Source organism: Actinomadura viridis, from assembly GCF_015751755.1.
Classification (GTDB): domain Bacteria; phylum Actinomycetota; class Actinomycetes; order Streptosporangiales; family Streptosporangiaceae; genus Spirillospora; species Spirillospora viridis.
This window is the reverse complement of sequence record NZ_JADOUA010000001.1, coordinates 3,942,715-3,961,793: the sequence shown is the minus strand read 5'-3', so window position 1 is coordinate 3,961,793 and position 19,079 is coordinate 3,942,715. Positions and strand designations below refer to the sequence as shown.

The window sequence follows — 19,079 nt, the reverse complement described above, 5'->3', positions numbered from 1 at the left end:
CCGGGCGGCCCGCGTTCCTGGCCGGGAGGCTGTGGGGGGAGCGTTGTGGCCGGGAGGCGGGTCGGGACGAGCGGCCGGCGCCTCGTCGCGCTCGGGTTCGTGTTCTCGCACGACGTCCAGATCTGGCATCTGGTGTCCGCGCGACATGCCCGGCACAGTTCCCGTTGGAGTCGATTGAAGTGGTCGCCGTGTCCCCGGGGCAACCCCTTTTCCCATTCGGTACCCCAGGGGTGCCGTCGGGGGCGCGGATTCAGGGGCGGGCGAACAGGGAGGCGTAGACGGCGCGGTCACCGTCGGTGACGATCTGTCCGGCCAGGTGCGTTCCGGTGACGGTGGACAGCCGCAGCCGGAGGTAGCGCTCCTCCTCCTGGACGGTGACGGGGCCGGTGGGGACGGCGGCGATCCGGTCGGCGATCCGGGCGATCCGGGCGGCGCGGTCGCGGTCGAGCGCGGCGCGCAGCTCGCCCAGGCCGGTGGCCTCGAACGGCTCGGGCGGCGGCTGCCGTTCGGCGTCGCGGGCGGGGTCGGCGTGCCAGGCGGCCACGCCGTAGGCGAAGCAGACCAGGGCGGCCCAGATCTCGGTGAAGTAGAGCGGGTCGGGTGCCAGTTCGAGGCCGGCGAAGCGGTCTTCGATGAAGAACAGCGCGCCCAGCTGGCCCGGCTGTGGTTCCAGGCGGCTCTGGTACTGGGTGAGCAGCCCGCGCCGGCGTGACAGGATCTGTTCCAGGTGCCCGCGGCGGGGCAGCCCGTGGCCGCGGTTGAGGTCGGCGATGTCGCGCCAGAGCTTGCCGTAGTCGGACACGCCGCGCAGTTCGAGGGCGCGGGCGCGCAGTTCCAGCGGCAGGATGAAGAACCACTGGTCGCGTTCGGTGAGGTAGCCGCCCTGGCTCTCCTGCACGCAGCAGGCGTCCTCGCACATCAGTCTCTGCCCGGCGGCCAGGAACGCCGACCGGCACAGCGCGTGGTTCTGCGCGGCGTCCTGGACGTAGCCGATGTGCAGCGGCACGATCGCCACGCCGCGGTCGGCGCCGTTGCTCAGTTCGACCCGGCCGTATCCGGCGACGCGGGTGAGCTTGAGGCCGCTGCGGGGCGGGACGATGCCGGGGTAGGCGGGCCCGGAGATCGGCACCATGGTGAGGGCGCCCGCACGCTGCGGTGTGCCCAGGCGGTGCCCGGCCAGGCTGAGGGGGCCGGGGACCAGGGTGTCGAGGGTGGTGAGGTCGCTCATGGGGTGTGTCCTCCCGTTCCTGTCATGCGGCGGGCCGGGAGGGGGCGGTGAGCCGGTCGGCCCTGCGGTCCAGCAGGTCCAGGCGGGTGTGGAGGCTGGCGCGCAGCCAGGGCGCGCCGGCGGCGCAGTGCCCGAACATCCAGGGCAGCAGTTCGGCGAAGTCGTCCTGGTGCCAGAAGCCGCGCTGGGGCAGCGCGGGCGCGGGACGGCGCAGGGTCAGGTCGTCGCTGCCGGTGAACAGGGCGTGGCAGAACACCACGGGGGTGGTGACGCCGGCGCGCGGGAGGGTGGCCACCACGCGGGCCAGGTCACCGGGGAACAGGTTCTCGTAGCCGTCGGAGACCACGGCCACCAGGTCGGGGCCCGTGCCCAGCGCGTCGAGCACGCCCATGGCCAGGTCGGTGGCGCCGCGCGGGGCGCGTTCCTCGCCGCCGACCTCGATGACCTCCAGGCGGGCGCAGACCTCCGACAGCACCATGCGCAGCGCGGCGGCCTGCGACAGCAGCGCCCATTCGCGGTCGCCGTGACCGCGCATCGACGCCGAGGCGTCCACCACCAGGGCCAGCGTGCCCTCGAACCGGGGGAACGCGGCGGCCGCGGCGCCGATCTGGTCGCCCAGCGCCACGTACAGGTCCTCGGCGGGGCCGCCCCGGTAGAGGTGGACCAGGGTGGCGGCGATGTCGCCGCGGTTGGTCGCGGTGACCGTCCGGGGGCGCTCGCGGACGGTGTCGATGGTGAGCGCGGGCCCGTGCTCGACCGCCGTCCCCTGCTGCCGCGTGCCCGTTCCGTACAGCGCGGTGACGCGGGAGAGGGCGGCCTGGGGGGCGGTCAGGAAGCGCAGCAGCCGCCGCTGGAGGTAGTCGGAGCCGGTGTCGCCGTCGGCGATGCGGCGGGCGCAGCCGCGTGCGGTGGCCTTGCCGAGGGCGTGCTCGAAGCAGTCGAGCAGCGCGGGCCGCCGGGCGGCGATGAGCTGGTCGGCCTGGGGGTGTTCCAGGACGAACCGCAGCGCCGTACGGGTGGTGTGCTTGTGGTTGGCGCGCAGCCGCCGCAGGCTCAGCAGGACGGTGATGACGCAGGCGGGGGGCAGTGCCAGGGTCAGGACCCGCGCGGTCCTGGCCAGGGTGTGGCGGGTGGGGTCGTCCAGCCCGGCCTGGGAGGCGGCCAGCAGTTGCAGCAGGACGCGGGCCCGCTGCCAGGGCTGCACGCCGGGGGCCAGGCCCAGCAGCGCGTACCCTTCGGGGTCGTCGGTGTAGGCGGCGCGGTGCAGGTCCGCGTCGTCCCAGCACAGGGTGCCGCCCCGGGGCAGCGTCAGGGCCCGGCCGCGTGTCTCCAGATGGGTGAGGAGCGTGGGGGTGTCCATGATTGTTTCGCCTCCGCAATCATGGAGTCTAGGAACGGCCGCGAGTGCCCCGACACTGATTTTCCGGCGGGCGCGTCCGGGCGGGGGGTGTCGTCGCCGCCGTTCCGGCCGGACACCGCCCGCCAGGGTCAGCGGGGGGCGACGGCGGGGGCGGCCGGGGCTTCGGGCGAGACCACGACGGGGGTGCGTTCGATGACCGCGCGCTGGGCGATGAACGCGCCGGCGAGCACGATGACCCCGCCGATGATCTGTGCGGGGGCGAGGCGTTCGCCCAGGGCGGCCCAGGCGATGAGCGTGGCGGCGACCGCCTCGGTGTAGCAGACCGCGCCGGCGACCTGGGCCGACAGCCGCTGCACCCCGGCCACACCGGTCAGGTAGGCCACCACGGTGCTGATCAGGATGATCCAGGCCGCCAGTACCCAGCCGGGGGCGGTGTGCCCGGCGACCGGCACCGCGGCCGGCAGCACCTCCCAGGGCAGGGCCCAGGGGGCGGCGATGAGGGTGAGCGCCGCGGCGGCGACCACGCTGCCCACCGCGGTCATCGCCAGCGGGTCGACCTCCCCCGCGAGCCGGTCGATGATCAGGAAGTAGGCGGCCTGGCAGGCGGCGGCGCCCAGCCCGGCCGCCAGGCCCAGGGCGTCCAGCCGCAGGCCGGACCACACCTGCACCACCATCGTCAGGCCGGCGACCGCGACGGCCACGCCCAGGACCGCGGTGCGGTGCACCCGGGTGCGGCGCACCAGCCGCAGCCAGGCCAGGACCAGGACGGGGCCGGTGAACTCCAGCAGGATCGCCACGCCCACCGGCAGCCGGGAGGCGGCGACGAAGTAGAACGCCTGGCAGCCGGCCACGCCCGTCAGCCCGTACACCGCCAGCCGCGGCAGGTGGGGCCGCAGCGCGCCGGCGATGGCCGGGCCGCGCAGGACCAGCACCAGCGGCACCAGCACCAGGGCGGCCCCGGCGATGCGCAGCCAGACCGCCTGCAGCGGGCTCAGCCCGGCGTTGATCAGCGCCTTGCCGAACGGGCCGGAGGCGCCGAAGCAGATCGAGGAGATCACCGCCAGGACCAGGCCCGTGGTCCTGGTGCGCGCGGCCTGGTCCATGTTCGTCTCCTCCGTCTTCCCCCGCCCGTTCCGATTCAGGAGCATCCTTGCACAACACTCCTTACATCGGGAGGGGCGGGCGGGGCCCGAGGTGCTGCGGCGTTGCCGGATCGATGCCGGGCGAAAGGCCATGAACGACTAACATTCGCCACGTGAATTGGCAGGCGGCCGGGGCGGGGCCCGGCGGAAGCGGGGGCGGGACGGCCGGTGACCTGTTCACGGCGGTCGAGGGCAACGTCCGGGAACTGGTGTCCTCACCCTGGTGGCAGACCGCCGCCCCCCAGCAGCGCGCCGAGCAGGTCGCCGCGCGGATGCTGTGGGGCGCCAGCGAATGGTGGCTGTACGGCGCCTGGGGCCGCTGGTACCGGTGCGGCCTGGACGGGAACTGGCACCCCTGCCCCCCGCCCACCGAACCGGCCGATCGCTCCGCCGTGGTCCCCGCCCCGCGCGGCGCCGGGACGCCGCCGGTGCCGCCGCAGCTGTTCCCCACCGGCCCCGACCTGTCGGCCGGCCGGGTCGCCTCGCTGGGGTTCCTGGGCCCGGTGCCCGAGACCTCCGTGGTGGCGCGCATCCAGCAGGCGCTGACCACCGCCTGGGCGGTGAACCCGGCGCAGTTCGCCCAGCAGGACCCGATGTTCCAGCCGGGCACGCCCAGCACCGTGGCCGCCGCCTGGGGCGCGCTGCTGTGGTGCGCCGGGTCCCCGGTGGTGCTGATCGAGCACCCGCTGATCGAGTCGTTCATCCCGTTCCTGACCACCCCGGCCGAGCGGCTGCACTGGATGATGCCGCCCGACTTCAGCACCCTGGCCGGGTACTACATCAACCGGCTGCTGGCCGGTGACGCCGGCGGCGCCGCCCACATCGCCCGGGTCATGTACGAGGTCGCGGCCGGCCTGCAGGGCGACGACCGGTTCCGGCCGGGCGCCGACGCGCTGGCCGCGGTGGCCGCCGCGTCGCTGCGGATGGTCCAGCAGGACATCGCCACCGCCCGCTACGGCCCGGCCGCGGTGCTGCAGGAGTGGCGGCGCCGCTGCCCCGCCGAGTACGCCACCCCGATGGTCCGCGACGCCGCGCCCGGCGAGTACCTGCGCCTGGCGCTGTACGACCTGCAGCAGATGGTGGCGGCCCTGGCCGGGCCGCGGCAGGTCACCGGCGGCCGCCCGCACGACGAGGTCCGCCGCGCCGGCGTGGCCGTGCTGGCCGCCGACCTGCAGGGCGCGCCGCACGCGCTGGCGGCGCTGCAGCGCTGGCTCGACCCCGACAGCGCCCGCACCCTGCAGGCGGTGCTGACCGACGCCGCCCACCCGCTGCGCGACCTGTGGCCGCGCGAGGGCCGCCTTCCCGACACGCTGCGCACCAGCGACGCCGACGCGCTGGCGGCGCTGCTGGCCACCACCTACACCCTGGGCCTGACCTGGTGCAGGCTGGCGCAGGTCGCGCCGCCGGCGACGGGGTTCGCGCTGCCGCAGGCGATCGCGGCCGAGCTGACCAGCCCGGCGATGCACACCCCGCCCTCCACCGACGAGCTGAGCGCCTGGGACATCATCAAGGCCGCCCGGGCGCATCTGGCCGCCGAACGGGAGTCGCGGTCGCCCGGCCCGGCCGTCCCCGACGCACCGGTGGCGCCGGTCGCCTCCCCCGGGCCCCCGCCCGGCCCGCCCGCCGCTCCCCCGCAGGCCGCGCCGGCCCCGCCGCCGCAAGGGATGCTGGACCCGCGGGCGGGGCACGACCAGGGCGGCCTTGGCGGCGGTCCCGGCGGTGGTCCCGGTGCAGATCTCGGCCCGGACCTGCCGGGCCAGGCCGCCTCCGGGCCGCCGGCGGCGCCCCCGGGGACCCCTGATCGGGGCGGGCAGGGCGGCGGCGACCCGTTCGGCGCGGCCCCGCCGCCGCGGATCCCGCCGCCACCGCCGCCACCGCTGCCGGAGGGGGCCGGCCAGCGCCCCGCGCCCGCGTCCCCGGACGGGCAGGCGGCGCCGCCTGCCCAGGCGGGGCCATCGGCGCAGGCGGGGCCATCGGCGCAGGCGGGGCCGCCTTCCGTTCCGCCTTCCCCGCCGCCGGTTCCGCCGGCCCCGCACTCCGTTCCCCCGGCCGCGCCGACGGCGCCGGTGTGGCCGTCGGCCGACGCCCCCCGGCCGTCCGGCCCGCACCCGGACCGGCCCGCGGCCGAACCGGCCTGGCCCGCCGACCCGTCGCTCACCCACATGGACCCCGACCCGCTGGCCACCCAGCTCGACCCGGCGGGCACCTCCCCCGCCCGGCCCGCGTGGCCGGGAGCCGACGCCGCCGCGCCCGCCGCCCCCATCGGCCAGGAGGCCGCCGCGGCGGGCGCCGGGCCCGCGCTGCCGCCACCGCCCGCACCGGTGCCCGAGCCGCCGCCGCCCCTGCCGCCCGCGCCCGATCCGGGGCCCAGCCCCCACATCGCCGAGAGCTACGGCATCCGCTTCCTGTGCGGCGCCGACGACATCGAACGCGTGGTCACCGAGGTACGGCGGCGCGGCAAGTGGGCCCAGCGGCTGCGCGGCCAGGAGGTCTCCAGCGCCTCGGTCCCCGCGCTGCTGCTGATCGGCTCCCCTTCCAGCGGCCAGCGGCGGCTGGCGCGCATGGTCGCCCGCGCCCTGGCGGAGGTGGAGGTCTCCAGCGGCGAGGTGCGCGGCATGCACGCCGAGGAGCTGCGCGACCGGGGCCCCGACGGGCTGCGCGCGGCGCTGGAGGAGCACGCCGGGCACGTTCTGCTGCTGGAAGGGCTGGAGACCCTCATCCTCGACCACCCGCAGGGTCCGGCGTTCGCCTCCACGCTGTACCGGGCCCGGCTGGAGGGTGTCAGCGACACCGCGCTGCTGGGCACCTGCGAGCCCGAACGCGTCGGTGAGCTGTCGGCCGCCTCTCCCGAGCTGGTGACCGATCTGCGCGCCGTGCGGCTGCCGGACCTGTCGGAGCCGCGGGTGCGCCATGCGCTGCTGGCGTTGCTGGCCGAGGAGAGGCGCCTGCGCGTGGAGGCCGATGCCTGGCGGGTGGTGGACCGCGACCTGGCGGTGCTGCGTCCGCTGGGACGGCTGACGGGGGCGCGGCTGATCGAGGCCTACCTCGACCGCGCCGCCACCCGCCGCCTGGGGCGGGCCGAGGCGACCCAGGCGATCGGGAACGCCACCATGCTCGCGCTCACCCCCGACGACTTCGAGGGGATCGCCGCCGAGCTGTCGTGAACGGCGCCGGGCCGCCGGTGTTCCCGCGCGGCCCGTCCGCGGCCCGCTGCCCACCGGCGGCCGGCGCCCCCGGGCGGGGCCGGGGCCGGGGTCGCTGTGCCGTCAGGTGATCTCTCCGCGGCGTTGTGAAAGTAAGGCCCGCGAGGGCCTGAACAATGCCGGTGTCGGCGGGCACCATGAGGGCGTGGAACGCGTGGACCGGCTGCTCGCCCTCGTGGCCGAGCTGCGCGCCGCCGCCCCCGAGCCACTGACGGCCGCCACCCTGGCCGGGCGCCTGCGGGTGAGTGAACGCACCGTCCGCCGTGACCTGGAGCTTCTCACCCACGGCGGGCTGCCCGTACGCCTGGAACGCGGGCGCGGTCACAGCCTTCCCCCTCCTGCCTCACCGGCGCCGTTGTCGGAGGTCGGTTCGCTGATGGGGTCCGTCCGCGACACCCTCGCCGAGGCGGTCCGCACCCGCAGGGTGGTGCGGCTGGCCTATACCGACCGGTCGGGGCGCCGCAGTTTCCGTGACGTGGAGGCGCACGGGCTGGTCCTGGCCCCGTATGCGGAGTATCTGGTGGGGTGGTGCCGGATGCGTGACGGGCCGCGGCTGTTCCGGCTGGAGCGTGTCGGCGCGGCCTACCTGTCGGGGCGGGCCGCGGGGGCGCGGGAGCTGGACGATCTGCTGGCGGCGCTGCGGGTGCCGCTGCCGCGTGCTCCCTCGGATCGAGGCCGGCGGGGGCCGGCGGGGGCGGCCCGGGCGCGGGCCTGGACGCTGGATCGCCTGCGGCACGTGCGGGCCCGGCTGGGCGAGGCGACCGCGCGGGCGCGGGAGGAGGGGGAGGGCGCCGCGGCGTTGCGCGCCGTGCTGGGGCATCTGGCGGAGTGGACGCGCTGGCAGGTGGCGGCGGTGCGGGCGGAGGCGACGGGGGCGGCGCCGGTGCCGGAAGGGCGCCGGCCCGATTTCCCGCCGGAGTTCGAGGGTGTGCTGCCCCATGAGGTCCGGGAGCGCATGATCCAGGACGCGATGGCGTGGCGTTCGCTCGGTGAGCTGGCCCGGGATCTGCAGGAGGTGCTGGAGGCGGCGGGGCACTGGTGCGCGGGGGCCGATGAGGTGCTGTGGGAGCGGTCGTTTCCCGAGCCGAGCCGGTCGGGGCGGCCGGGCCCGGCGCGCCCGCTGGCCGATCTGCTGGCGGGGTGGCGGGGTCCGCTGGCGCACATCGAGTGGCATCTGGACCGTCTCACCGAGGAGCCCGGGACGGCCGGGGACGTCGTGGAGGAGGGCCGGGAGTGGGACGGTGAGGGGGTCTGGCCGGCCGAACGGTGTCCTTTGCACCGGTGAGGTCGCGCGGGCGCGATCTGCCCCTGCCACCCGTCCCCCGGAGCGGCGCGGCGCGGCGTGCGGCGCGGGGACCGATCACCGGCGGCCCCGCGCGGTGGGCGGGTGCCGGGCCGGGTGAGCAGGGCCGGGTGAGCAGTTGCGGTGAGCGGTGATGCGGCGGGTGGCCGTCAGCGGGAGGCGAGGGGGCCGGCGCCGGCCGCCGCGCCCGCGGCACCGGGCATGCCGGGCGCGTCGGCGGAGGGGGCCGGGCCGGCGGCGGATCCGCCGCCGGGCCCGCCGGTGGGGGCCGCGCCGCCGGGCGGGTGACCGTTCACGGCGCGCAGGTCGCGGGAGAACCAGACCGTCTTGCCCCCGCCCTGCGGCCGGGTTCCGAAGGCCGAGGCCAGGGCTCCCACCAGCAGCAGGCCGCGGCCGCCCTCGGCCCACCACAGGATCTCGGGCCCGGGGCCGGGCGGGCCGGGCGCGGTGGGATTGCCGTCGCCGACCTCGGCGGTGAGCCGCGGGCCGTGGCGCGCGCCGTGCAGGCACAGCCGCAGCCGGACCCGCCCGTGGCCGTGCACGACCGCGTTGGTGACCAGTTCGTCGACCATGAGCACGATGTCGTCCACGTCGTCGCGGTCGCCGACCCGCCAGCGGCGCAGCGCCTCGGCGGTGAGGGTGCGCGCCGTCGCGACGCTGGTGGTCTCGGCGGCCAGGTCCCAGCAGGCGACCCGTTCCTCGTGCCGCCCCCGTCGCTCGGTTTCGAGCCCCTTGGCACTCACTGCCCCGTCTCCTCACCTTCTCCGCGTTCCCGCGGGCCGAAGCGGTCATCGGGGGTGTTCCCCGGCATGCCGCCGGTGATAGGGGCCCGCTCGCAGATCTGGCCGGACCGGGAGTTCCCCGTGCCGGTGGCGGTGAGGTGCCCCGCCGCCGGCGTTCTCCGCGGCCGGCCGGCGGCGCCCGTGCGGGGCCGCCGGCGCCGATCCGGAACGGGGCCCGAACGAATCCCCGCGTCCTCTACCAAAGTGGACGTGCCCGGGGTGGGAGGGGTGCACGGGCGCAGAGGGGTCTCACTCCGGGGACAGGTGATCGAAGACACACGGCTAGGGCGTGTCTCGAAGTGGCCTCAGCCACCGCGCGAGCGCGTTGGCTGCCGGGTGGGGCGATGCCGGAGGCGAGCCTCACCTGGCAGATCGCGAAGCGATGCCGCGCTCGCCCAGGCCCGGTCAGGCGCGAGCCGCCAGGCGAGCGCCGTGGGCCGGGACTTTGAAACAGAGCCTAGATGTGGAATGGGCACTCCCCGGATGCCGTTATGGTGGTTGGTGTCGGTGTGGCATGTGTCCCCCGGGCTCTACCCTTCGCCTTCGAGGAATACCGCCGGGCCGTACGGTCCGGGCCGGAGCTTCGTTGTGCCTTTCGCCGTGAGGCGACCACCACACCGGCCTTAACGCAGGGGCCCGGCGAGAACCAGTGGTTCTCGCCGGGCCCCTGCGTGTTTCCGGTTTTCTCAGGGGTTCGGCAGGGGCGGGGCCGTCAGGAGAACGCGGCGGCGGCCGCCGCGGCGATCGCCGTCACGGCGAGCACGGCGAGCACCACGGCCGCGATGACCCGGGGCCGGTTCCGGCGCCGCGTCCGCTCGAGCCTTGAGAAGCGATGGGCCAGCCGAGGGTCGTCCTCGCTCAGGTGGACCTCGATCTGCGCGAGGATCCGCTGCTCCTCCATCGACAGCGCCATGCTCATACCTCCGGGGGGCGTTCACGTGACTGGTTCCTCCCCCGGCACCAAGATCGTTATCCCCCGGCGGCGGTAACCGTCGCGCCGCGTCCCGGGGCGCTTTCGTGGTGCGTGCGGTCCAGCGCGGTGACGTAGTAGGTGTAGGTCTTGCCGGGCTTGGCGCCGGGGTCGATGACGCCGCCGCCGCGGACGGTGGCCACCAGCGAGCCGGGGTCCACGCGGGCGCAGCGGGCCTTCTTGCCCTCCACCCGGTAGACGGCGTAGGCCGTGGCGTCGCGCGAGGGCCGCCACTGCACCCGTACGCCCTTGCCGTCGGCGCGGGCCCGCAGGTCCTGGATGGGGACGGGGGCGCGCCCGCCGCCCTTGGCGCCGCCGCCCTTGGCGCCGCCGGTCTTGACGGCGGGCGGGATGGCGGGGCGGGAGTAGTGGTCGTCGAACAGGGCGCGGGCGAAGCCGCGCTTGTTGGCGGCCAGGCTGGCGGCGCTGAAGTAGACGTCGCCGCGTACGGCGGGGTGGCGCCGGTTGAGGGTCAGGTGCCGGGACAGCTCGCCGGGTTTGCGCCAGGCGGCGTTCTCGCCGACGCGGTAGGCGGCCTGCCCGATGGTCAGCTGCACCCCGGTCCCCTCGACCAGGTCGGCCCACCACTTGACCAGCCCGGCGTAGTCGGCGCGGGGGTCGCCCACGGCCCAGTACAGCTGGGGGGTGATGTAGTCCACCCAGCCTTCCTTGATCCACTTGCGGGTGTCGGCGTACTGGTCGTCGTAGCTCTGCAGCGCGCGGGTGGGGGACCCGGCGGGGTCGGTGCTCTTGTTGCGCCACACCCCGAACGGGCTGATGCCGAACTGCACCCAGGGCTTGGCCTCGCGGATCTTCTCCGAGAGGCCGCGCACCAGGACGTCGACGTTCTGGCGGCGCCAGTCGGCCTTCTTCATGCCCTTGCCGTAGGTCTTGTAGGTGGCCTGGTCGGGGTAGTCGGCGCCGCCCTCGGGATAGGGGTAGAAGTAGTCGTCGAAGTGCACCGCGTCGATGTCGTACTTGCGGACGACGTCCATGACGGCCTTGGTGGCCAGGTCGCGCACCTGCGGCAGGCCAGGGTCGTACCACAGGCCCTTGCCGTACTTGCGGACCCAGTCGGGGTGCTTGCGGGCGGGGCTGCCGGGGGCCAGTTTCTTCAGGTCGGCCTGGCGGCTGATGCGGTAAGGGTTGAACCAGGCGTGGAACTCCAGGTTGCGGGCGTGGGCCTCCTTGAGCATGAACCCCAGCACGTCGTAGCCGGGGTCCTTGCCGGGGGTCCCGGTGATCCACTGCGACCACGGTTCGTAGGGGGAGGGGTAAAAGGCGTCGGAGTTGGGCCTGATCTGCACGAACACGGCGTTGAGGTTCATCGCCTTGGCGGTGTCGAGCAGCTTGCGGAAGTCGGCCTGCTGCCGCTGGACGGTCTTGGCGGAGGCCTTGGGCCAGTCGATGCCGCCGACGGTGGCGATCCACATGCCGCGCACCTGGCGGGCGGGTGAGTCGCCGGGCGCCTTGATCGCCGGGCATTCGGCCTTGGCGCCCGGGGGCACCGCCGCCTTGTCGTCGTCCTCGCTGCCGCTGGCCGGCAGGCACGCCGTCAGTGCGCCGGCGGCCACCGCCGCGACGGCCGTTCTGCTGAAGATCCCCGCACGCCATGTCATAGGCGAGCCATTGTTACGCATCCGTTGCGATGCTCGGGCCGTTACGGGGGCGTCGGCGCGCCGCGTTGCGGTCTGGACACAGCGGGACGGGACGGGCGCCGTGGTGGTGGCCATCGCGGCCCACCGCGACGCGCCGTCCACCCGTCACCACCAGCCGCGGTGGTCATCCGCGGGGCGCCATGGGGCGTCATGGGGCGTCATGGGGCGAGCACCGTGATCTGACCGGGGCGTCGCGGGCCGCCTTGCCCGTCCAGGCAGGAGGCCCGCGACGCTCGCCCCCGAGTTAGACGGCGTCCAGGTCAGACGGCGTCCGGGTCACGCCGTCCTGGCTGGTCTCGGCTCCGGTCGGTCCCGGTCGCAGGGGTGATCCCGGGTAGTGGGCTGGTCCCGGGTGCGGGGTTGGGTGCGGTCGCGTGGAGGAGTCCTCGTTGAGGCCGATGCGGTGGTGCAGGCGGCGCAGCGGGGCCGGTGCCCACCAGTTGGCGTGGCCGGCCAGGCGCATGAACGCCGGGACGAGCACGCCGCGGATGAGGGTGGCGTCGACGATCACGGCGAGGGCCATGCCGATGCCCAGTTGCTGGAGGAACACCACCCGGCCGGTGGCGTAGGCGGCGAAGGACGCGGCCAGGATGAGGGCCGCGGCGGTGACCAGCGGAGCGCTGCGGGCGATGCCGAGCGCGACCGATCCGGTGGGGTCGCCGGTGCGGTCGTACTCCTCCTTGATCCGGGCGAGGAGGAAGACCTCGTAGTCCATGGACAGGCCGTAGGCGACGCAGAACATCAGGATGGGGATGCTGGGTTCGATCGTGCCGGTCGGGGTGAAACCGAGCAGGCCCGACAGGTTGCCGTCCTGGAAGACGAACACCAGCGCGCCGAACATCACCGCGAGGCTGAGCATGTTGAGGACGGTGGCCTTGAGCGGTGCCACCAGGCTGCCGGTCATCAGGAACAGCACCACGAAGGTCACCGCGACGATCAGTGCGGCCACCAGCGGCAGCCGGGAGGTGACGCCGTCGCGGTAGTCGGCCAGTTCGGCGGGGTAGCCGCCGACCAGGACCTTGGAGGGGGCGGGCACCGACCGCACCTCCCGGACGAGTCCGATCGCGTCGGTGTCGAGGCGGTCGGAGGACGGGACGACCGTCAGCCGGGTGCCGGTGCCCGATGCCGCTGTGAAGCGGGCGCCGGCCGGGGCGGTGACCTGGCGGCCCTGGGTGTAGGAGCCGGCCGCCGAGTCGACGCGCACGATCCCGGGGATGCGGGAGAGCCGGGCGGCGTAGGGGCCGGTGGCGGCGGGGTCGGCGGCTGCCGCGACGACGTGCAGCGCGTCGGCCTCCTCGACGGGGAAGGAGTCGCGGATCTGGTCGTACATCTGGCGGACGGGGGCGGAGGTGTTCAGGACGCGGTCGTCGGGCAGCCCGAACCGTACGCCCAGGAACGGGGCGCCCAGCAGCAGGACCAGGGCGAGGGCGCCGCCGCCCAGCAGGAGGGGGCGGCGCATGACGGTGACGGCGGCGCGGTACCACCGGCCGGTGGCGGCGGGGTCTGTGGCCGGGTCGGTGGCCGGGTCGGTGGCGGGCGCGGCGGGCCGGGGCGGGTGGCGGCGTTCGACGCGGTGGCCGAGCAGGGCGAGGGCGGCGGGCAGGAGGAGGGTGGCTCCGGTGACGGCGGCCACGACGACGGCGACGCCGGCGTAGGCGAAGGAGGCCAGGAAGGGGAAGGGGAAGGCCAGCAGGACCGACAGGGAGGCGGCGACGGTGATGCCGCTGAACAGCACGGTGCGTCCGGCGCCGCGGACGGTGCGGGCGACGGCGTCGGGGACGGGCAGGCCGCGGCGCAGTTCCTCGCGGAAGCGGAAGGTGACGAACAGGCCGTAGTCGACGCCGAGGCCGATGCCCATGACCAGGGCGATGTTGGAGGCGAAGGTGGAGATCTCGGTGAAGGCGGTGACGCCGCGCAGGATCGCCAGGGAGCCCAGGACGGCCAGCAGCCCGATCCCGACGGTGACCAGGGCGGCGCCGATCCTGCGGTAGACCGCCCACAGCAGGAGCAGGACGCCGGGCAGCACGATGAGTTCGGCGCGCAGGAAGTCGCGGCGGGCCTGCTGCATGACCTGGCGGAAGACCTCGTCGCCGCCGCCGACGGTGACGGTGATGTCGGCGGTGTCGCGGGTGAGGTCGGCGGCCAGGTCGGGCAGCAGGTCGCGGCGGACGCGGTCGGCGTCTCCGGGGAGGTGGGCCAGGACGAGGGCGTGGCGGGCGTCGTCGCTGCGCAGGGTGGCGGGGGCGCCGCGGGTCCAGTAGGACCAGGCGTCGGTGACGCCGCCGCGGGCGGCCAGTTCCGCGGTGAGGGCGCGGCCGGCGGCGGCGACGCGGGGGGCGTCCACGGTGCCTTGCCTGGCGGTGACCAGGAGCGCGAGGTTGGGGCTGCCGGTGGCGTGGTCGCGGGCCAGGGCGTCGCGGGCGGCCATGGATTCGGAGCCGGGGGCCTCGAAGCGGTTGAGGGAGAGGGCGTCGAGCGTTCCGGCGCCGACGGCGCCGGACAGGATCATGACGGCCAGGCCGGCGGTGACGATCCACCGGGCGCGGCGGGCGATGAACCGTCCCAGGCGGTGGTGCCGGACGGCGGCCGGGTCCGCGCCGGTGCCGGTGGGGTCGGGGCCCTGGTGCGGCTCTGCGGCGTCGGGTGTTCGGGTTCGTCGCCCTCGGGTTCCCGGTCCTTTGAGGTCCGGTTCTTGGGGGCCGGGTGTGCCGGCTCGTGGTGAGCGGGTTCGTGGTGAGCGGGGCCGTGCGGACATGCTTCCCCCTGGACGCGCCATTTATGCGAGCATTGACTCGTGTTCGATCGCGGCCGAGAATACGAGTGTTTGCTCGCATTTGCAATACTCCTGGAGGCCGTCGATCGCGAAGGGGGGCGAAGCCATGGGGACCGACCAGGCGTCCGGGCAGGCGTCCGGGCAGGCGCGGCCGCCTCGGCGGCGGCAGGCGCGCGGCGAGCGGCGGATGGCCGAGATCCTGGACGCGGCGGCGCGGGTGTTCGCCGAGTCCGGGTACGAGGCCGCCACCACCAACCGGATCGCCGCGGCGGCGGGCATCTCCCCCGGCTCGCTGTACCAGTTCTTCGCCAACAAGGAGGCGATCGCGCAGGCGCTGGCCGACCGGTTCGTGGAGCAGATGCGCCGGGCCCACCGGGAGGCGTTCGAGTCGGCGGACATGAGCGGGCTGCCGGCCGCGGAGATGATCGACCGGATGCTGGATCCGATCATCGCGTTCAACATCGCCAACCCCGGCTTCAAGGCGCTGTTCGCCCGGCCGGACATGCCGCCGGGACTGGCCGCCGCGGCCCGGCCGATCCAGGCGGCGCTGCTGGGCCGGGTGGAGGCGGTGCTGGAGGCCCGCGCGCCGGGCCTGGCGCCCGGCGCGCGGAACCGTTCGGCCCGGGTGCTGATCCAGCTGTTCCAGGCGATGGTGCCGATGGTGACCGCGGCCGAGGGCGACGAACGCGCCGCGGTCATCGTCGAGGTGAAGAAGGTGCTGCGGGGCTATCTGGAACCGCTGGAGCGGCAGGGCTCCTGACCCTGCGGCACCGGACCGCGCCGCCGGTGGACCGCCAGGCCCTCGCGGCCGGGGGCCAGGTGGGGCCGCAGGACCAGGTCGCCGTCGTAGTCGCCGCCGAGTTCGCGGCGGAACGCGATGGGCTCGTCGGTCCCGAGCCCGCGCAGCCGCTCGCGCAGGCACGCGGCCCAGTCACCGAAACGGGCACCGTCCAGGCGGTCGGCGCCCGGCACGACCAGGGGCGGCAGGACCGACATCCCCGTGTACCACAGGGTGCCGTGATGCAGCGGGAACAGCAGTTCCTCCATATCGCCGTGAACGCCGCGGCCCCGCAGCCCCGAGGCGCGGGCCCCGGCGGTCACCACGACCATGGCACGTTTGCCGGTCAGGCCGCCGTCACCGTAACGCAGCGTGCGTCCCTCGGCGTCCTTGAGACCGAAGGCGAATCCCTGGACGAAGACGCGGTCGAACCAGCCCTTGAGAATGGCGGGCATCCCGAACCACCACAGCGGGAACTGCAGCACCAGCGCGTCCGCCCAGGCGATCTTGTCGTGCTCGCCGCGGATGTCCTCGCTCAGCCCTCCGGTGGCGTGGGCGTGCTGCGACACCGCGCCGACCAGCAGCCGCTCGCGCGGGTCGTGACCGTAGTCGGCGGCACGGACCACGGGGTCCCAGCCCATCGCGTACAGGTCGGACTGCCGGACCCGGTGGCCCATGTCGTCCAGGGCGCGCAGCCCCTCCCGGCGCAGCGCGCCGTTCATCGAGCGCTGCTCGGGGTGGGCGAAGACCCACAACACGTTCATGGCCGTCGTACCTCCCGTCTCCTGCCGTCTTGCCGTCTCCTGCCGCCACCTGGCCCCGCGGCCCGGCCGGCACCGTTCATGAAGTGATCCTGCCGGTGGTGTCGCACACCTCACGAGTGGCCTGATGGCCATCATCTGGAAGGATCGGGCCATGATGAGGGTGGCGGTCCTGGTCCGTGACGGGGTCCTGCCGATGGAGCTGGGCATCGTGCACCAGCTGTTCGGGCAGGCCGTGGCGGCGGGAGGCGGCGCGCCTCTGTACGAGGTGGTCACGTGCGCTCCCGAGCCGGGCCCGGTACGCACCGACGCCGATTTCACGGTCCTGGTCGAGCACGGCCCCGAAGCGCTGGCCACGGCCGGGACGGTGATCGTGCCGGCCTCCCACGAGCAGGACGAGCGCTCGGCGCGGCTCGGCGGGCCGGTGGCGGCCGCGCTGGAGGCGATCGCGCCGGGCACCCGGATCGCCTCGATCTGCACCGGCGCGTTCGTGCTCGCGGCGGCCGGGCTGCTGGAGGGGCGGCGGGCGACCACGCACTGGAGGTCGTGCGCGCGGTTCCGGGAACTGTTCCCCGGTGTGGATCTGGATCCCGACGTCCTCTACACCGAGGACGGCCCGGTGCTGACCTCGGCGGGTGAGGCGGCGGGGATCGACCTGTGCCTGCACATGATCCGCTCCGATCACGGCGCGGCGGTGGCCGGTGAGGTGGCGCGCCGCACGGTGGTCCCGCCGCACCGGGAGGGCGGGCAGGCGCAGTTCGTGCCGCGGCCGGTGGCCGAGCCGGGGGCGTCGTCGACGGGCGCGGCGCGGGCGTGGGCGCTGGGGCGCCTGGACCGGCCGCTGACGTTGCGGGAGCTGGCGGCGCGCGAGTCGATGAGCGTGCGGACCTTCACCCGCCGGTTCCGCGAGGAGGTGGGCATGTCACCGGGCAGGTGGCTGGCCCGGCAGCGCGTGGAGCGGGCGCGGTGGCTGCTGGAGGAGACCGATCTGCCGGTCGACCGGGTCGCGGCCGAGGCCGGTTTCGGGACGGGCGCGTCGCTGCGTCAGCATCTGCGGGCGGCGGTGGGGGTCTCCCCCACCGCCTACCGCACCGTCTTCCGCGGCCCCTCGGCCGCCCGGGCGCGGGGAGTGTCCGGCGGCCCCGGCAGCGCCGCCGGGGCCCGGGAGGTCCCGGGCGCCCCGGTCGGGCCGGGTGGTGTGTGAGGCGGGGTGCGCCGGTCAGCCGGCGCGGTGACGCCGCGGGCCGGCCGGGCGGGTCTGGCGGGTGCCCGCGACGCCCACGAGCCTGTGTGCGGTCCACCCGGCCACGGGCCTGATCGCTGCGGTCGTGCTGAGCGGCCGATGCCGGCGGCGGCCCCCGGGGCCGCGGCCGCTTGGCCTCAGGCGGCCGGATCCGGCGACATCCCGCTGCTGGCCGTGCCCCGTCCGCCGGTGTCGGCTGCGCCCTGCCGTGCCCGCACCAGGTCCTCGACGGCTTGGGGAAGGGTGGTCTCGAAGTCCAGCAGCTTCGCCCAGTCCGGCTCGACGGTGATGAGGACCATCTGGTCGTACAGCGCCCGCACGCCCTGCTCCCAGTCCTCGAAGTGCGCGGCCGGGATCACCTTCCGGGACGCTTGGATGTAGGGGTCCGGCACGCCGTCGACCGGTTCGACCCGCGCCGCGCCACGGATCAGCAGCGCTCGCGGCGGCCACTGGTCCTGGGTGTCGATGGTGAGGGCCACCCTGGGGTTCCGCCGCAGTGCGCGGACCTTCGCCGCTTCCGGCACGGTGGCCATGACCACCTGCTCGCCGGTCCAGTGGAACCCGATCGGAATCGCCCGGGGCGCACCGTCAACGCCGATGTAGCCCAGCCGTGCGGGGATCGACGACCCCAGCAGCTCCCGTGAGATCGGCTTGGCCAGCGTCTCGGTGACGTCTTGGCGGTCCATGTCCATTCCGGTCCATCTCCCTCGCCGGTCGACGCGCCCACCCGGCGCGTTCACGAGTGGGACGGAGCCGATCGCGCGCTCTCGACATGGACGCCGCCGTCGTCCGCGCCGGCAACGGCTTTGTGCCCACGGGCCGCAGACGGTCACCTGCTGGAGTGCGGTGCGGGCGTCGGAGGAGTGGCGGCCCAGGACGCGAGCAGGCGCAGGCCCTCTTCGGAAGGGGAACCGGGCTGGGCGGTGTAGATGGTGAGGGTGAGGCCGCGTTCGGCGGCCATCTCCAGGCCCTCGTAGGCGAGGGTGAGGTCGCCGACGACCCGGTGGTGGAAGCGTTTGATGCCGGTGCCGTGGTGGCGGACGTTGTGGGCGCCCCAGCGGGTGCGGAACTCCTGGCTGCGGGTGGAGAGCTCGCCGACGAGGTCGTGCAGATCCTTGTCGTGAGGGTTGCGGCCCGCTTCGGTGCGCAGGATGGCGACGGCCATGTCGGCGGCCTGGTCCCAGTCGGGGTAGAAGCGGTGGGAGGCGGGGTCGAGGAAGTTGAAGCGGGCCAGGTTCGCCTGGTTACCGGGCGTGGCGTAGACGTCGGCGTAGAAGGCGCGGGCGAGCTGGTTGGCGGCGAGGATGTCCATGCGGCCGTTGCGGACGAACGCCGGCCCCGCCGTGACGGCGTCCAGGGTCCACTGCAGGCTGCGGTGCGGCTTCCACTGCTCCCTGCTGGTGCGCCGGCGGCGGGGACGGGTGAGGGCGTCGGAGCCGTCGGCGGCCTGGGCCAGGTTCAGCAGGTGCGCACGTTCGGCGTCATCGAGCCGCAGGGCGCGGGCGAGGGCTTCCAGGACGGCCGGGGAGACGCCGGCGAGGTTCCCGCGTTCGAGCTTGGCGTAGTACTCGACGCTCATGTCGGCCAGGGCCGCGACCTCGCTGCGGCGCAGCCCCGGCACCCTGCGCCGGGAACCGGCCGGGAGCCCGGCCTCCTCGGGGGCGATCTTCGCGCGCCGCGAGGTCAGGAACTCGCGGACCTCTTCACGGTTGTCCACACCCCCGACGTTACGTGCTGACCGCGGCCCCAGGGATGTACTGCCAGTACACCCCTTGACGGTGCCTGGCTGCGGGCGCCGAGAAGCGGTTACCTGGAAGGCGTGGTGCTCCTTCCGCAGGTGAACACGGTCACGGAAGGGCCCCCACGCCCGGCCCGGTG

14 protein-coding genes are annotated in these 19,079 nt (G+C 75.1%); 4 read left to right on the top strand and 10 right to left on the bottom strand.

Features of this window, described 5'->3' with window-relative positions; all coding sequences use genetic code 11:
* Positions 1-250: 250 nt before the first annotated feature.
* The 3 genes from IW256_RS17860 to IW256_RS17850 form a co-directional block, all read right to left on the bottom strand.
* Positions 251-1,228: an ARPP-1 family domain-containing protein gene (locus tag IW256_RS17860; RefSeq protein WP_197012071.1), complete on the bottom strand. Its 978-nt coding sequence runs from the start codon at positions 1,226-1,228 to the stop codon at positions 251-253.
* Positions 1,229-1,250: 22 nt separating this feature from the next.
* Complete coding sequence (locus IW256_RS17855; RefSeq protein ID WP_197012070.1) at positions 1,251-2,588, bottom strand: hypothetical protein; 1,338 nt, start codon at positions 2,586-2,588, stop codon at positions 1,251-1,253.
* A gap of 128 nt (positions 2,589-2,716) precedes the next feature.
* On the bottom strand, positions 2,717-3,691 hold the full coding sequence (locus IW256_RS17850) for an EamA family transporter (RefSeq protein ID WP_197012069.1): 975 nt from the start codon (positions 3,689-3,691) through the stop codon (positions 2,717-2,719).
* A gap of 152 nt (positions 3,692-3,843) precedes the next feature.
* Between IW256_RS17850 and IW256_RS17845 the strand changes: the two genes are divergently transcribed.
* Positions 3,844-6,894, top strand: coding sequence for a hypothetical protein (locus IW256_RS17845; RefSeq protein WP_197012068.1), 3,051 nt, complete (start codon positions 3,844-3,846; stop codon positions 6,892-6,894).
* Between the two features lie 184 nt (positions 6,895-7,078).
* The gene (locus tag IW256_RS17840) at positions 7,079-8,218 is read left to right on the top strand and encodes a helix-turn-helix transcriptional regulator (RefSeq protein ID WP_197012067.1); all 1,140 of its coding nucleotides are present in this window, start codon (positions 7,079-7,081) and stop codon (positions 8,216-8,218) included.
* A 167-nt stretch (positions 8,219-8,385) separates the two neighbouring features.
* On the opposite strand, the gene IW256_RS17835 is transcribed toward IW256_RS17840, so the two are convergent.
* From IW256_RS17835 to IW256_RS17820, 4 genes are all read right to left on the bottom strand, one after another.
* Complete coding sequence (locus IW256_RS17835; RefSeq protein WP_197012066.1) at positions 8,386-8,979, bottom strand: ATP-binding protein; 594 nt, start codon at positions 8,977-8,979, stop codon at positions 8,386-8,388.
* A 751-nt stretch (positions 8,980-9,730) separates the two neighbouring features.
* On the bottom strand, positions 9,731-9,931 hold the full coding sequence (locus IW256_RS17830) for a DUF3040 domain-containing protein (protein ID WP_197012065.1): 201 nt from the start codon (positions 9,929-9,931) through the stop codon (positions 9,731-9,733).
* 56 nt (positions 9,932-9,987) lie between these two features.
* Positions 9,988-11,607, bottom strand: coding sequence for a glycoside hydrolase family 10-like protein (locus IW256_RS17825; protein ID WP_197012064.1), 1,620 nt, complete (start codon positions 11,605-11,607; stop codon positions 9,988-9,990).
* 283 nt (positions 11,608-11,890) lie between these two features.
* Complete coding sequence (locus IW256_RS17820; RefSeq protein ID WP_197012063.1) at positions 11,891-14,155, bottom strand: MMPL family transporter; 2,265 nt, start codon at positions 14,153-14,155, stop codon at positions 11,891-11,893.
* 370 nt (positions 14,156-14,525) lie between these two features.
* Here IW256_RS17820 and IW256_RS17815 point away from each other — a divergent pair, with 370 nt between their 5' ends.
* Positions 14,526-15,179, top strand: a complete 654-nt coding sequence (locus IW256_RS17815) for a TetR/AcrR family transcriptional regulator (protein WP_197012062.1) — start codon at positions 14,526-14,528, stop codon at positions 15,177-15,179.
* Here the strand turns inward: IW256_RS17815 and IW256_RS17810 are convergent.
* On the bottom strand, positions 15,146-15,961 hold the full coding sequence (locus IW256_RS17810) for an NAD(P)H-dependent oxidoreductase (RefSeq protein ID WP_197012061.1): 816 nt from the start codon (positions 15,959-15,961) through the stop codon (positions 15,146-15,148). The genes IW256_RS17815 and IW256_RS17810 overlap by 34 nt on opposite strands.
* A 151-nt stretch (positions 15,962-16,112) precedes the next feature.
* On the opposite strand from IW256_RS17810, the gene IW256_RS17805 reads away from it, so the two are divergent.
* The gene (locus IW256_RS17805; RefSeq protein ID WP_197012060.1) at positions 16,113-17,162 is read left to right on the top strand and encodes a GlxA family transcriptional regulator; all 1,050 of its coding nucleotides are present in this window, start codon (positions 16,113-16,115) and stop codon (positions 17,160-17,162) included.
* 176 nt (positions 17,163-17,338) lie between these two features.
* Here IW256_RS17805 and IW256_RS17800 read toward each other — a convergent pair whose 3' ends face one another.
* A complete protein-coding gene (locus tag IW256_RS17800; protein WP_197012059.1) occupies positions 17,339-17,887 on the bottom strand; it encodes a pyridoxamine 5'-phosphate oxidase family protein in 549 nt (182 codons plus the stop codon).
* Between the two features lie 143 nt (positions 17,888-18,030).
* Positions 18,031-18,918, bottom strand: a complete 888-nt coding sequence (locus tag IW256_RS17795; RefSeq protein WP_197012058.1) for a helix-turn-helix transcriptional regulator — start codon at positions 18,916-18,918, stop codon at positions 18,031-18,033.
* Between the last annotated feature and the right edge of the window lie 161 nt (positions 18,919-19,079).